The organism is Lachnospira eligens (assembly GCF_009680455.1).
Taxonomy (GTDB): domain Bacteria; phylum Bacillota; class Clostridia; order Lachnospirales; family Lachnospiraceae; genus Lachnospira; species Lachnospira eligens_A.
In genome coordinates, this window is record NZ_WKRD01000004.1 from 271,914 (window position 1) to 285,316 (window position 13,403).

Annotated in this window: 17 protein-coding genes and 1 pseudogene; all 18 read left to right on the forward strand. The window is 37.5% G+C overall.

What is annotated here, in order from left to right:
* Positions 1-34: 34 nt before the first annotated feature.
* A pseudogene (locus GKE48_RS06935) lies at positions 35-230 on the forward strand (DUF6674 family protein); the annotation flags it as partial.
* Between the two features lie 261 nt (positions 231-491).
* Entirely contained in the window at positions 492-1,244 is a 753-nt protein-coding gene (locus tag GKE48_RS06945; protein ID WP_154300731.1) for a response regulator transcription factor, read from the forward strand.
* Positions 1,245-1,328: 84 nt separating this feature from the next.
* Entirely contained in the window at positions 1,329-2,246 is a 918-nt protein-coding gene (locus GKE48_RS06950) for an ABC transporter ATP-binding protein (protein ID WP_154300732.1), read from the forward strand.
* A 1-nt stretch (position 2,247) separates the two neighbouring features.
* Positions 2,248-3,102 carry an ABC transporter permease gene (locus tag GKE48_RS06955; RefSeq protein ID WP_154300760.1) on the forward strand — a complete coding sequence of 285 codons (855 nt, stop codon included), beginning with the start codon at positions 2,248-2,250 and terminating at the stop codon, positions 3,100-3,102.
* A gap of 3 nt (positions 3,103-3,105) precedes the next feature.
* A complete protein-coding gene (locus GKE48_RS06960) occupies positions 3,106-4,005 on the forward strand; it encodes a sensor histidine kinase (RefSeq protein WP_154300733.1) in 900 nt (299 codons plus the stop codon).
* A gap of 16 nt (positions 4,006-4,021) precedes the next feature.
* On the forward strand, positions 4,022-4,096 hold the full coding sequence (locus GKE48_RS06965; RefSeq protein ID WP_444305381.1) for a hypothetical protein: 75 nt from the start codon (positions 4,022-4,024) through the stop codon (positions 4,094-4,096).
* A 531-nt stretch (positions 4,097-4,627) separates the two neighbouring features.
* Positions 4,628-5,152 carry a GNAT family N-acetyltransferase gene (locus tag GKE48_RS06975; protein ID WP_154300734.1) on the forward strand — a complete coding sequence of 175 codons (525 nt, stop codon included), beginning with the start codon at positions 4,628-4,630 and terminating at the stop codon, positions 5,150-5,152.
* A 51-nt stretch (positions 5,153-5,203) separates the two neighbouring features.
* Positions 5,204-5,305, forward strand: coding sequence for a DUF6040 family protein (locus tag GKE48_RS14790; RefSeq protein ID WP_279238051.1), 102 nt, complete (start codon positions 5,204-5,206; stop codon positions 5,303-5,305).
* An 831-nt stretch (positions 5,306-6,136) separates the two neighbouring features.
* The gene (locus GKE48_RS06985; protein WP_173016903.1) at positions 6,137-6,724 is read left to right on the forward strand and encodes a hypothetical protein; all 588 of its coding nucleotides are present in this window, start codon (positions 6,137-6,139) and stop codon (positions 6,722-6,724) included.
* Between the two features lie 45 nt (positions 6,725-6,769).
* Positions 6,770-6,895: a DUF4885 domain-containing protein gene (locus tag GKE48_RS06990; RefSeq protein ID WP_242827283.1), complete on the forward strand. Its 126-nt coding sequence runs from the start codon at positions 6,770-6,772 to the stop codon at positions 6,893-6,895.
* A 186-nt stretch (positions 6,896-7,081) separates the two neighbouring features.
* On the forward strand, positions 7,082-7,228 hold the full coding sequence (locus tag GKE48_RS14545; protein ID WP_173016902.1) for a hypothetical protein: 147 nt from the start codon (positions 7,082-7,084) through the stop codon (positions 7,226-7,228).
* Positions 7,229-7,269: 41 nt separating this feature from the next.
* A complete protein-coding gene (locus tag GKE48_RS06995; protein WP_154300736.1) occupies positions 7,270-7,770 on the forward strand; it encodes a hypothetical protein in 501 nt (166 codons plus the stop codon).
* Between the two features lie 168 nt (positions 7,771-7,938).
* Complete coding sequence (locus tag GKE48_RS14795; protein WP_243138462.1) at positions 7,939-8,334, forward strand: hypothetical protein; 396 nt, start codon at positions 7,939-7,941, stop codon at positions 8,332-8,334.
* Positions 8,335-8,786: 452 nt separating this feature from the next.
* Positions 8,787-10,085, forward strand: coding sequence for a group II intron reverse transcriptase/maturase (gene ltrA, locus GKE48_RS07005; RefSeq protein ID WP_154300737.1), 1,299 nt, complete (start codon positions 8,787-8,789; stop codon positions 10,083-10,085).
* Positions 10,086-10,206: 121 nt separating this feature from the next.
* The gene (locus GKE48_RS07010) at positions 10,207-10,404 is read left to right on the forward strand and encodes a nucleic acid-binding protein (protein ID WP_041689007.1); all 198 of its coding nucleotides are present in this window, start codon (positions 10,207-10,209) and stop codon (positions 10,402-10,404) included.
* Between the two features lie 46 nt (positions 10,405-10,450).
* Positions 10,451-10,792 carry a hypothetical protein gene (locus tag GKE48_RS07015; protein WP_012740935.1) on the forward strand — a complete coding sequence of 114 codons (342 nt, stop codon included), beginning with the start codon at positions 10,451-10,453 and terminating at the stop codon, positions 10,790-10,792.
* 47 nt (positions 10,793-10,839) lie between these two features.
* On the forward strand, positions 10,840-11,601 hold the full coding sequence (locus tag GKE48_RS07020) for an ABC transporter ATP-binding protein (RefSeq protein WP_012740934.1): 762 nt from the start codon (positions 10,840-10,842) through the stop codon (positions 11,599-11,601).
* A gap of 118 nt (positions 11,602-11,719) precedes the next feature.
* Positions 11,720-13,360 (forward strand): FtsX-like permease family protein, encoded by a 1,641-nt coding sequence (locus GKE48_RS07025; protein ID WP_242854958.1) that lies wholly within the window; start codon positions 11,720-11,722, stop codon positions 13,358-13,360.
* Positions 13,361-13,403: the final 43 nt, after the last annotated feature.

The following is a 13,403-nucleotide window of genomic DNA, read 5'->3' on the forward strand; positions in this document are numbered from 1 at the left end:
TATGGAGAGAAAGAGCGTGCACCTTAAGCGTGGAGTATCAATGGAGCTTCATTTGGATGCTTCGATTGATAAACTGGATAATCTGGCTATTAATGTGCAGCTTGATAAGGAAAAGTATATGGAGAAGGAGCAGAGACAGACAGAGCCGGAGATGGCAGAAGCTGAGTGAGTGGAAGCAGGAAGCGGCACATAAGGAAGTATCGAAGGTGAGAGGAGATAAAGCCAGATAGTCTTGGGGACGTGGGAGAGATTCTGCGTCCTTTTTTAGTGCGGATCAATTTGATAGATGTTATAATGTGAAAAATAAATGCGAAACAGAATAAAGATGTTTACATGGTAGCACTCAGAGATGAAGGTAAGCTGATAGGATATTATGAGAAGCATGAATATCGAAATGTAGAAACTATGAAACAATATGATTTATGTTAGTATTATGATATAGATTAAACAGGGAATCAGTGATAAAACAATATCGGACAGGAGTAAAAATTATGCCTAATATACTAATTGTAGAGGATGATATAAATATTAATAACCTTCTTTGTGAGGTACTTAGGAAGGCAGGTTATACATGCGAACAGGCATTTTCAGGAACAGAGGCAAAGCTGCTTCTGGATATAAAAGAAAAGGCTTATACGCTTGTACTGCTTGACTTAATGCTGCCTGGTGCAAGTGGTGAAGAGGTTTTAAAAGAGATAAGAAAACAGGGAAGGCTTCCGGTGATTGTGCTGACGGCAAAGGATAGTATAGATGATAAAATCGGAGTGCTGACAGACGGAGCAGATGATTATATAACAAAGCCCTTTGAGATTAGAGAGGTATTGGCCCGTATTCAGGTGCAGCTTCGTCATATAGAGGCAAAAACACAAAGTGAAGCAGAGGCAGAAATAGAATCAGAAACGGAAGTAAAAACAAAGGCTGGTATACAGGAAGGACAAGGCAGCGGAAGGCTTGAGTTCAGGGATATGGTGCTTATACGCTCTACCTTTGAGGTAAGTATCGGTGGCAGGGTGCTTCCTAAGATTACAAAACAGGAATTTGCAATACTGGAATTGCTGCTTAAAAATCCGAAGCAGGTGTTTAGCAAGGAGGATATATTTGAATATGCGTGGGATGAGCCATATATGGGTGAAACAAAGACACTGGATGTGCATATAAGCAATATCAGAAAGAAAATAAAGACCGTGACACCTGATGAATATATAGAAACAATATGGGGGATTGGATATCGCCTGCATGAATAATTTACTCTTTTTTTACTATTTATTTGCGATTGATTAGCATTTATTTTTTATGATAAGAGCAGTTAAGAAAAGGAGGAAAAAGCTTTGAGTGAATTATTATTGCAGACAAGGAATCTGACTAAGCAGTATGGCAGACACAGGGCGGTTGATGATGTAAATATGCACATTAAAAAGGGTGCGATATATGGCTTTATTGGAAGAAACGGAGCCGGTAAAACAACCTGTCTTAAGATGATTAGCGGACTGTCAACACCGTCTTATGGCGAAATAGAAATGTTTGGGTATAAGGGAAAGGACTTACAAAAGGTACGTTCAAGAGTAGGGTGTCTTATAGAAGCTCCCGGACTTTATGGAAATATGTCGGCATATGACAATCTGAACATTAAATGTAAGCTTACGGGGATTAAGAAAAAAGGATATATAGAAGAGCTGTTAAAAACAGTGGGTCTTGATACTGTTGGAGAAAAGAAAACAAAGCATTATTCGCTTGGAATGAAGCAGCGCTTAGGGATTGCTCTTGCACTTGTAGGCGAGCCTGACCTGCTTATTCTTGATGAGCCGATTAATGGACTTGATCCACAGGGAATAGTGGAGGTGCGTGAAACTATCCAGAAGCTTGCAAAGGAGCGTGGCATGACAATATGTATTTCAAGTCATATTCTGGAGGAATTATCAAAGCTTGCTACAGATTATGGCATTATTCATAATGGATGCCTTGTGCAGGAGCTTACAAGAGAAGAGCTTATGAAAAAATGCAGTGAGCGCATAGAGCTTACACTTGATAATCCTAAGCAGGCTATTGCTGTGCTTGATGATATGGGCTTTAGCAGCTATCAGGTTATAGATAAAGAACATATTCATATATTTGAAAGACTGGGAGAAAGTGCCAGCCTGAACATGGAGCTTGCAAAGGCGGGAATTCCAGTTAAGGGAATATCTATTACAAGTGAAGAACTTGAGAATTATTTCTTAAGGCTTACAGGGGGTGACAATCGTGCTTAATATGATAAAGATGGATGTATACAGAATGTTTCGTACAAAGAGTATGTATGTAATATGGATTATATTGCTGGCATCAGCACTGCTTACCTCATTCCTTTCAAAAATAGATTATGATGCAGCTAATAAGGAATGGGAGCAACAGCAGGCAGTGGAAAGCAATAAGGAACAGCTTTCGCAGCAGAATGCAGATAATGTCAATATTGGTATGAGTGTGGAATTACCTACGGAGCCAGGGAAGAAGGTTACGGTAATGGATGTTTTCTTTTCTAATGCACAGGGGAAATTTTATGCACTTTTTCTTGTAATATTTGCGGTTATGTTTGCAACAGCAGATATTAAGAGCGGTTATATTAAGAATATTGGTGGACAGGTGTCACAAAGGGGTATGCTTATTGTTTCAAGGGCAGTTGCGCTTGCCTTATTTACAGCAATTACCTTTGCAGGGATATTTGTATTCCAGGCAGCAGCGAATATGCTTGCGTTTAAATGTGTGGTGTGGGGTAACTGGAAGGAGATTATACCTTATTTCTTAACGGAACTTACGCTTCATTATGCATTTGTGTTAATATGTATGGCAATAGCAGTTATAATTAAGAATAATGTCATAAGCATGACCTTGTCGGTATGTCTTACCATGAATATAATGAGTATTATGTATGCCTTTATAGATTATGTAGTTAACAGAAAGGGACTTCATAACTTCAGCATCTATAAGTATACAGTAACTGGAAGGATGGCAATGCTTCCTATGAATGCAGGCAGGGATGATGTTGTTAGTTCAATGTGTGTGGCAGTTATATTTATTATTATAATGCTGTCATTAAGCAGTTATATTTTTCAGAAAAGGGATATTTAGAGGATGAGGATTATTATTGGAATATTAGCAGTAATAATTATTATACAGGCATTTATTATGTGGAAATACCAGCGGCAGATTAAGGACATCTGCCGCCAGTTGTCGTTTCTTATAGAACACGACAGTAACAAGCTGATTCAACGTGAAATAGATATGGGGGGAATAGGTGAGCTTTCAGATAAATTGAATGAGCTTCTTGACCTGCGTAAAAAAGAAAGAAATGAGTACAGAAAAAAAGAAGAGCTGATTGCAGATACATATACTAATCTTTCACACGATATAAGGACACCGCTTACATCACTGGATGGGTATTTCCAGCTTATAGAGGAATGTGACAATATAGATGACCAGAGGAGATATCTTGATATAATCAGAGAAAGGCTTAATAGCCTTAATGAAATGCTGGAGGAGCTTTTTACATTCACTAAGCTGAAAAATGATTCGTATAAGCTGGAGCTTACGGATTGTTGTATGAACAGAATATTAAAAGAAGCTGTATTTTCTTATTATGATGAATGGAAGAAACAGGGCATCTGCCCAGATATTAGTATTACTGAGGAAATGCTGTATATATCAGGTAATAAGCAGGGCTTAAGGAGAGTTATACAGAATGTCATAAAAAATGGTCTTGATCATGGGGAAAAGAATATAAGTATCAAGCTTACCCGTGAGGATAATTACGCCTTGCTTAAAATCAGCAATTATACGGAACATCCTGAAAATATTGACTTAAGCCATGTGTTCGAGCGTTTTTATAAAGCAGATGTGGCAAGAGGCAGAGCCTCAACCGGACTGGGTTTATCTATTGCAAAAGAGCTTGTGGAGCGTATGAATGGAGATATAAGTGCAAGAATACAGGGGAATGATTTCATTATTGAGATAAAAGTTTTGCTTGTGGTATAATATGTGAGTATGTCAGGTGGGGTGGACAACATTGATCTTGGAGTGGGAAGAAGATGAACAAAAGGGACTTCAAGTAAAGACACCATCATGAAAGCAGCAGTACTTGTGTTTGGTATACTCTCATTATTTTCATTTGTGCTTTACTTTTACAGCGCAAATCATGCACCGTATACCTATATTGATGTCATATTTTGTGGACCATTATGCTCGTTTATTGGTATCGTGATTTCTATTATTACACGAAAGACTCGAAAAATACATCCTGCGCTATGGATATCAGGGATTATTAGTTGCATGCTTGGTTATCTTGATGAGATTACTGGAGAGTATGCAACACCGGAAGGCTATCTTGTGGATGAGCAGGACGCGGAAGAATTTGATAAGTAGTTTTCATAATTATGCATCTTGGTACCGTTTTTGTGCATGTTAGTTGTCTGTATATAGACAATGAAATCAATTAATGATAGAGTAATTATGGTAGTAAATCACCTAAAACGTATATGGAGTTGCATGAAAAAGGAGATACATATATTATACATGAATATTAAATGAGAAAAATAGACAGATTGCAAGAGTACTCTGTCTGTAAAAATTACCAAACTTCCTGGAGGGATAGATTTCTATGATTATCAGATATGCAGAAGAGAAAAATTTTATAGAATTGCGACAGTTTTATGACGGTATGTGTAAAGTTTTGAGCGGAAAAGATTTTCTGCCGGAGGGAGATAAAGGTGGTTTCCCTCCAGATGAAATGATCAAAGATGCAATCAAAGAGAGAAATCAGTTTATCGGTATTGAAGATGGTCGAATTGTTGCGGCGTATATTATGAATCATGATCGTGATGAGGCGTATCACACAGTTAAATGGCTTATTGATGCAAATGATAACGAGACAGTAGTTCTTCATGCCTTGCGTGTCCTTCCGGAATATGGAGGTCGTGGATACTCGAAGCAGTTAGTTCAACACGCAATAGACACAGCAAGGGAAAGAAACTTTAAATCAATTCGTCTTGATTGCATAGAGGGAAATGATATTCCACAGAAAATGTATATGTCGTTTGGATTTAAGTATGTGGATAAAGTTGAAATCACATATGTTGATATTGGAGTACCGAGGGAGTTCCTCTTATATGAGTTTGTACTCTAATCAAGACATAATAACAGTTATATCTTGAACATTGTACAAACAACTTCAAGTTTGCCGATCAATATGCTATTTCTCTTATTATTCATGCAACTGGTATATGTTGGAATTAGGTGGTATGTAAAAGGCTGGCGGGAAAACAGAGGTTATGTTTAAAATGAAAACTTGTCTGAGATGCAGCGAAGTAAATAAAATGAGTAGTATAGGAAGTCAGTAGTGAGTAAATAAACTGCTGGCTTCTTTTTTGATAGAGACAGTCACTCCAAAGAGGTGCTGGATAGTCAAGTAATAATATCAATATGACGATATAGAAAATGCAGGGAAGCATTGTATTTCAAAGAGTTTGAGATACAGAGCTTCTACTAAGGCAGTGGCCATCTTGTGAAAATATGGCCTTTGTGTGCGTAATATGGTCGTTTGATGACATGGAACTGGGAAAACAAGTGATTTTATCCGATAAAAAAGCAAGGGATGAAAGTGGGCTATGAACATTTTAAATAATCAGATTGGTTCCATCTATGACCGACAGAAAAATTTATATAGTAAATATCCGCGTTATAGCCAACAGAATCTTATAAGTACAAGTCGGAAATAATCTCAGATGAGAAAGCTTTTTATACCAATGAGAAGAATGAAATAAGTGGTATCTGCAATCAGTTTTTAAATGGTAAAACAGATCAAAAATTATTTTGTAATGAAATGAAAGACCGTTTAAATGATTACTATGGAAGCAGGTATGAATTAAGAAATCAGTCAGAAGCTGTTGAAGGCAGAGTAAGTAATATGTTGAGTAAATTACAACATATGTATGCACTTTAGGATTATGATGGAAATATGCAATGGTTATTGCTGAGTGTCAAAATTCAAAAGATGATATCAGTATGGTGGTTTGCAAATAAAGTTACATATCATATTGATGCTGAGAGAAATCCAACAGGTAGCATAGTTGGAAGAACACCGAATAATGAAGAAAGGAGTTACTATAAAATGGAGGTATCAAATAATTATAGCACAGCAAAATTATGGGGCACTTCGGTTAAAAAAGTTTCTAAATCTTCTGAAAAAAACAAATGGAAATTAACGGATTCCTTAAAAGAGAAAATTGTTGAACTGGCAAAAAAAGATGCACAGGACAACGTATATATGGGAAATGCGTTTATGAATTTGCGTAAGATGGAAGTAAGCAAAGTGGCACCGAACAGGGCAGCCTTAATTGGAAAATTTAATCAATCAATGAATTCCGGCAATATGTCCGCAATGAAAGAAGTTGAAAAAGCTGATAAAAAATGGCTCTGTATTTTGTTCGGGATACCATATGAGGCAGAGTTTCAGGGAGAGGGAACAGGATCAGCAGTTCATGTATATAACGAATGTGGTGAAGAAGTTCTGACATATACAGAGGGAGTAGGCTGGCAAGAAAAGGAAACAAAAGCAGAGTCACAGGTACATTCGGCGTTAAAATCGACATATTATGAGGCTTTTTGTGATGCAAGAAAAGCATTAAACAGTGAACAAAGAACTGGTGGTATGAATGAAAATATAATGTCACAAGGCAATTTTGATATGAAAGCGTAAAGAGCGTGCGATTAAAATAAGAATGGCTGGAAGAAAGAAAATGATTTGGTATTGAAAATAGGCTTTGACAGCAGTGGATTGTATGATATAGGGCAGGAAAAAGGATATGGAGCAGCACAGAATATGTGGATGAAAGGTGTTAGCCAAAGTATGTTTGAAGCCAGAGTGTGACCAATGGATGACAGAAAGTATGAACCGCTTTAAGAAGTGGTTGAATAAAATTTTTTATTAAAACTTCAAGCTGTTGGAGGCGGAACATTAAATTCCACTATTTTAACATCAGGCGGTTATGGTGTTCAAATTCAGAGTCAAGGTGTTAATGTATTGTCAAATACCGGTGCCGGCTGGGGGTATGAAATGACTCAGGCAGAACTTACAAGAAAAGATGAATTCTATTCCATTTACTGGAAGGAATATAACGCCGTAAAGAATGGTATGAATTTTGAATTAAAAGAACTACCGGATTATCTGGAAAAAAGACCAGTTTTTGAAGCGAAAGCCTAATGATAATAATGCAATTCAAATAAAAAAGGGGGGATTGATATATGCAGATTAGTTCTAACTATTCCATGAATGGTGTGCCGTATGAAAACAGGCGCAGACAGAAAGATATTCCTCAATTTAGTACAGAACGTGCTAAACAGGAAAATAAGAGTATAAATCCATATATGGAAGATACGGATTTTAACGAAAAAGCATTTGATATGATTGGTTCGAATGCTCCGCAGGATGTAAAAGATGCATGGATGGAAGCAGCGAAGGAAGTAAATGCGAATGGTCTGGGAATAAAGAAAAACGGAATGTTGAGCCATATATCACAGATGATGGTACAAAGGCTGAATAAGCAGATGAATGGTGAGGACGATGTGGATAACATCGGCATTTTGGGAAACACAACAGATTCTGCAATTCAGGCAACGAAACAGGCTCTGTATAATTTAGACCATCCACTGGAATATGTTCCGAAAAGCATAGAAGTTCAGAGGGCTTGTATGAAAGAAAGAGAATTCTATGTTGCGTTTCTGGAAAGACTGGAAAAGTTATAATTGACTGGAACAGAAACGGAAAATGACAATGATGAGACATATATAAAATTATTTAGGAGATAACATATGAGTGATAGTACCATTCACATTGGAAGGGTAAGTGGGGTACAGGCAAATTACAATTATGATCCAGTAGATTAGGAGGATACTATGAAGATTTAGAGTAATATGTATATTAACAATCCCAATATGACAAGTAGAAATATTGAGAAAAAAGAAAATGGTTCCCATGCTTTGGTTCAGGAAGATGATATACAAATCAGTGATTCAGCAAGAAAGTTAGTTGAGACTGCTCGTAATAAGGTAGCCAAATGGTTAAGGTGCTATTTTTTTACCACAAAAGGAGGAATGACCAGTGATCCCACCGCAAGAAAAGCAATCAACAATGTTATTACAAGGGAAGCACTGATCAACTGTGATTTTTCAGGTAATGTACTGGACGAAGTGGACCAGGCACAAGTATATATCAGGGATGCAATTATTGTATTAGCCAAAGAGATACGGTATTGTATAGATAGTTTAACAAATCGGAATTGTGCGCCCAGACAAGGGCGAGTAGTCTAGCAGGTGGAATGCCTGTCTGGTAAGGTCTAACCAACCGCCAGTAGCGAGTCTTGGGTGACTGCCAGTAATGGTAGTTGCTAAGCGTAGACAGCGAGAAAATAGAGAGTGTGATTGAGCCTCGAAATTTTGACATCTAGAAGGCTGACGTTTTAATTCCAGCGGAAAGCAACACAAACCAAATCGTCATGGTAAGAAATGGTTTGCTTCTGCGGGGTCAAAGAGCACTTTATGTTTTACATTGTGACTATTCAGTCAACTGGGGAGAGCCTATTGTTTCTTGCCATTGCAAGTATGGCAAACAACTGCAAAACAGGAGAATGCCAAAAGAATAGTAGGCAGTCGGATAGCTTCATAGTACTGAAGAAGTTGGGTAATGCCAATGGAGGGAAGGGAGCTACATAATAATGGTCTTTCTGAGGACACATCAACCGTACTCAGGGACGGGGGTATTGATGGAAACGAAATTAGAAAGAATAGCAGAAATATCGGCAAATTCGCCGAGACCAGAGTTCACATCGTTGTATCATCTAATCAATAAAGAAATGCTTTTGCAATGTCACAAAGAATTAGACGGAAATAAAGCAGTCGGTATTGATGAGATTACTAAGAAAGAGTACGAGAGAAATCTGGAGCAAAACATAGATGACTTGGTAGAAAGACTGAAAAGAAAATCATACAAACCACAGCCATCAATTAGGGTATATATCCCTAAAAGCAATGGAAAACTTCGACCATTAGGAATTGCGTGCTATGAGGACAAAATAGTCCAATTAGCATTAAAGAAGATATTGGAAGCTATCTATGAACCGAGATTTCTGAACTGCATGTACGGATTCAGACCAAATCGAGGATGTCATAACGCAATAAAAGAACTGTATAAGAGATTAAACAACACGAAAATCTGCTATATTGTGGATGCTGACATCAAAGGATTCTTCGACCATATGAAGCATGAATGGATTATCAAGTTTCTCAAACTTTATATTAAAGACCCCAACATAATTGGTCTTATCAAGAAGTATCTTAAAGTGGGAGTGCTGGATAATGGTGAACTTATGGTGAATGAAGAAGGTTCAGCACAAGGCAATATCATAAGTCCAATCCTAGCAAACATATATATGCACAATGTATTGACACTATGGTATAAGTTTATTATTACCCAAAAATGCAAGGGAGATAACTTTCTAATTGTATATGCAGATGATTTTGTTGCAGGATTTCAATACAAATGGGAAGCAGAGAATTACTACAAGCTTCTTAAAGAACGAATGGAAAAGTTCGGTTTGCAATTAGAAGATAGTAAAAGTCGTCTCTTACAAAGCGGTGCTTATATTGCAAGGGCAAAGCAAAAGAGCGGTGAGTGTATCAGATTACAAACATTTGATTTTCTGGGATTCACATTCTATTGTGGGCGTTCACGCAAAGGCATGCCATATATAATGCCAAAGACAAGCTCTAAGAAATTCAGACAGAAAATTCGAGACATCAAGGTATGGTTGTATGTGAATAGAGACCAACCGCTAAAGAAACTAATGGATATGCTAAATCTGAAACTAATAGGTCATTATAGGTACTATGGCATAAGTTTTAATGGCAGAATGATTTCAAACTACAAACAACAAGTGAGAGAACTTCTGTTTAAGGTGCTGAATAGACGAAGTGACAGAAAGAGTTATACAAGAGAAGGATTCATTGAAATGCTGAAATATTATCCATTGGCAATGCCAAAGATTTATGGCAGCTTGTTTTGAGACTGTAAATATTATTATGAAGAGCCGTATGCGGGAAAGCCGCACGTACGGTTCTGTGAGGGGCTTACATTGTGAGGTGTAAGTCTACTCGACAAATTTATACATTTGGATGTGGTAAACAATGAGAAAATGTGCAAAATGCGGAAAAGTTATGATGTCAGATTTAAGACTTAAAGTAAATGGTGGGGGCTATGGGATTGTTGTTCATGTAGATGAAAAACAAAAGGCAAAAATTATAGATGATGTAAAAGTTGCGGTCTGTCCAGAGTGTGGTAATATAGAAATGTATTTAGAAGATTTAACTAATTTGAAAGATTAAGCGATAACTTCCAGATGATAAAGCAGAAGTATAGGGTTTGATTCATATGATTTCAGTAAAAAAACAGAGAATTGCTGCTATTATGGTTTTAAGTTCCATCATGCTGATTTTACTTTTGTCGCTAAATTTCCGAATCTGGAGTGGATATTATGCAGAAGGGGATTTGGAAAGTATAGTCATACAGCAGATGGAATGCTTGGAAAAGTCAAATAGTGAAAACGATATAAGCGAAAGTATATGTTTGCATTTCTATGAGTGTATATGTTTCGGTGGAATAGAAATAATGGTGCTCTGGGTATATGATGGCTTTAAAGACCTCGGACAAGGTGAGTTTTCTTTCAGACCGGGAGTTACCCTTTGCAGTCTATCGGTTCGGATGGATGATTAAATACTTCTGATAATCAAATTTAAAATTTATTATCAGGAGGAACTTCGATGTATGTATTAAATGCAAATCATATTTCAAAAAGTTATAAAACTGCAGGAGAAACTATGCGGATTTTGCAGAATGTGAATCTGCAAGTTATGAAAGGAGAAATGGTTGCTATTATGGGACCATCCGGCAGTGGAAAGACTACTCTGCTCCATGTGCTGACCGGGGTTGACACACCGGACGATGGAGAAATCGTAATAGGAGGAGAAACGTTTTCAGAGCTTACGGAAGAAGAGAAGGCATTTTTTCGCAGAAAGCATATGGGAATGATTTTTCAGGATTTCCAGCTTTTGGAGAGTTTGACAGTAAAAGAAAATATATTGTTACCACTCATTCTTGAACGAAAAGAAGCAGACATCCAGCAAGAGCGTTTTTCAAGAATAGCGTATGTGCTCGGCATTGAAAAATTAGCTGACAAAGGAATTACGGAAATATCGGGAGGTCAGAAACAGAGAGTTGCGATTGGCAGGGCGCTGATCAATGAACCGGATATTATTTTTGGAGATGAGCCAACAGGAAGCCTTGACCGAAAGACCACCGGGGATGTGATGCGATGTATGAAACAGATGAATCAACGGTCTGGCATCAGCTTTCTGCTTGTAACACATGATGCTTATACGGCATCCTTTTGTGACCGGGTACTTTTTCTACAGGATGGGAATCTGGCAAAAGAAGTAAAGAAAGAGAACACTGCCGATAATTTCAGAGAAGATATATGGAAAACGCTGTGCGGTTTGGGAGGTGGAAAAGATGACCTTTTTTGATATTTCCCGAAAGATGCTGAAAGCTGGTTTTTACAAATATCGATTGTACTTTCTATGCAATTTATCTGCAACGGCATTATTCTGTTGTTTTGCAGTTATTTCCACAAACAGGACGTTTATGAATGCGTCGATTGTAAATTCATCAATATCCAATAACATTTATCTTCCATTTTTTCTGTCTGCAGTGTTTCTGTTTTTTTTTCTTCCTGTTTCGTGTCAGGCATTTCTGGCATCAAGAAAACAGGAATACGGCGTGATGTTTTCTCTTGGCATGAGCCGGAAGGAAGCGTTTAGAAACTTACTTTTTGAAAATGTGATCATATCCGTGCTGGCATTAGCAATAGCACTTGCGGCAGGAACTGTGCTGTCATTTTTATTTTTTTCCGTTATCATTTATGCAATAGATGTTCACGGAGTGCAATGGCAGTTTTGCCCGGAAGCATATAAGCTTACAGCAGTTCTATATACAGTAGTGGTGGCAGTTGCCTTTATCCTGAATGCCGGGAGACTTATGCTGGATAAAATTGGAACCCTGCTAAAAGCACAATATCGGGCAGAAAAAACAGGAAAGATCGGTACGTTCTTATGCAGACTTGCACCCAACTACATGAGGTTTCATCTGGTGGAATGGTCATTTGTCCGCAGACACAAGAAAGAATGGGGATGTAGGTATGTTTTAGCATCTCTCATAATAGCGGTATCTGTTATGCTTACGGGGGTATGTGTGACTTTATATCCGGCTTTTCTACAGGATGCAAAAAGTTATTCTCCCTATGACATGGTGTACTCAAAAATCTATGGAATGAATCAGGTTTCAGTACAGGATGTCCTTCATATATTGGAGAAAAATGGTGTTACTGTAGAACAGGTCATTCAGATTCCCTATATCAGAGATGATGTTTTTAATTACCTTCCTGTGACAGAAATAAACCGGGATTTTGGATGTGATTATCAGATTCAGGAAGGCGAGTTTTTGAATTTGTTTCAGTACAATCTGGAAGATGGGTATGAACATAACATACAGCCAGTATCTACTGTAACGATTTCCGGGGACAGAAAGCTGCAGTCTGTTGGAACAGATGTAAAGATACTGTTTAATCAAAATCCGACCTTTGCAGATAAAACACTGATCATCAACGATTCTGATTTCGAAAAATTAAGTGCAGATATAACAGGTAGTGCTGGTATCGCAAACTTGTTTCAGTTTCAGAATTGGGAAGATTCTTATGCGGGAGTATGTGAAGTAAAAGAATATCTGCAGGAAAGCAATCAGTTGAATGAAGATGAGCAGACATATTATGAATTGTCTTCGAAAGTGGAGAAATACCAGGATGCAAAGAAATCAGGACAATTTTTATTATTTTTGATGGCATTTGTGATAGGGCTTATGATAATGGCAGAGTTTCTGTTAATTCATTCACGTATCCAGGCAGAGAAGGAAGAAAATAGCAGGGTCGTTTGTAGTTTGCGAATGTTGGGAATGATAGACAAGGAAATTGTAAAGTGCCTTTGCTATAAGAATTTTCTAAGATTTATACCGCCATCGGTTGTGGGAACAATCCTTTCTTTCCTGCCATCTTATTATCTGAATGAGAGTTATGGAATGGGGACGAATGGAATTCTGGCAGGAATCGTATTTGGAGTGATTATGACAGTCGGAACATTCGTGGTGATACGCAGGTATTCTGAAAAAGAAGAAAAACTTTATGAAAGTGGTTTTATAATACAAGGAAGAGGATTTTTCGAGAGGATTTTTTGATTATAGATAAGTAGAAAAAGATTCAAATCCTGTGTATAATTAA

Coding starts and splice junctions, on each gene's coding strand:
- GKE48_RS06945 (WP_154300731.1), top strand. CDS start 492: ATGCCTAATATACTAATTGTAGAGGATGATATAAATATTAATAACCTT.
- GKE48_RS06955 (WP_154300760.1), top strand. CDS start 2,248: ATGATAAAGATGGATGTATACAGAATGTTTCGTACAAAGAGTATGTAT.
- GKE48_RS06960 (WP_154300733.1), top strand. CDS start 3,106: ATGAGGATTATTATTGGAATATTAGCAGTAATAATTATTATACAGGCA.
- GKE48_RS06975 (WP_154300734.1), top strand. CDS start 4,628: ATGATTATCAGATATGCAGAAGAGAAAAATTTTATAGAATTGCGACAG.
- GKE48_RS06985 (WP_173016903.1), top strand. CDS start 6,137: ATGGAGGTATCAAATAATTATAGCACAGCAAAATTATGGGGCACTTCG.
- GKE48_RS14545 (WP_173016902.1), top strand. CDS start 7,082: ATGACTCAGGCAGAACTTACAAGAAAAGATGAATTCTATTCCATTTAC.
- GKE48_RS06995 (WP_154300736.1), top strand. CDS start 7,270: ATGCAGATTAGTTCTAACTATTCCATGAATGGTGTGCCGTATGAAAAC.
- GKE48_RS14795 (WP_243138462.1), top strand. CDS start 7,939: ATGTATATTAACAATCCCAATATGACAAGTAGAAATATTGAGAAAAAA.
- ltrA (WP_154300737.1), top strand. CDS start 8,787: ATGGAAACGAAATTAGAAAGAATAGCAGAAATATCGGCAAATTCGCCG.
- GKE48_RS07010 (WP_041689007.1), top strand. CDS start 10,207: ATGAGAAAATGTGCAAAATGCGGAAAAGTTATGATGTCAGATTTAAGA.
- GKE48_RS07015 (WP_012740935.1), top strand. CDS start 10,451: ATGATTTCAGTAAAAAAACAGAGAATTGCTGCTATTATGGTTTTAAGT.
- GKE48_RS07020 (WP_012740934.1), top strand. CDS start 10,840: ATGTATGTATTAAATGCAAATCATATTTCAAAAAGTTATAAAACTGCA.
- GKE48_RS07025 (WP_242854958.1), top strand. CDS start 11,720: ATGAATGCGTCGATTGTAAATTCATCAATATCCAATAACATTTATCTT.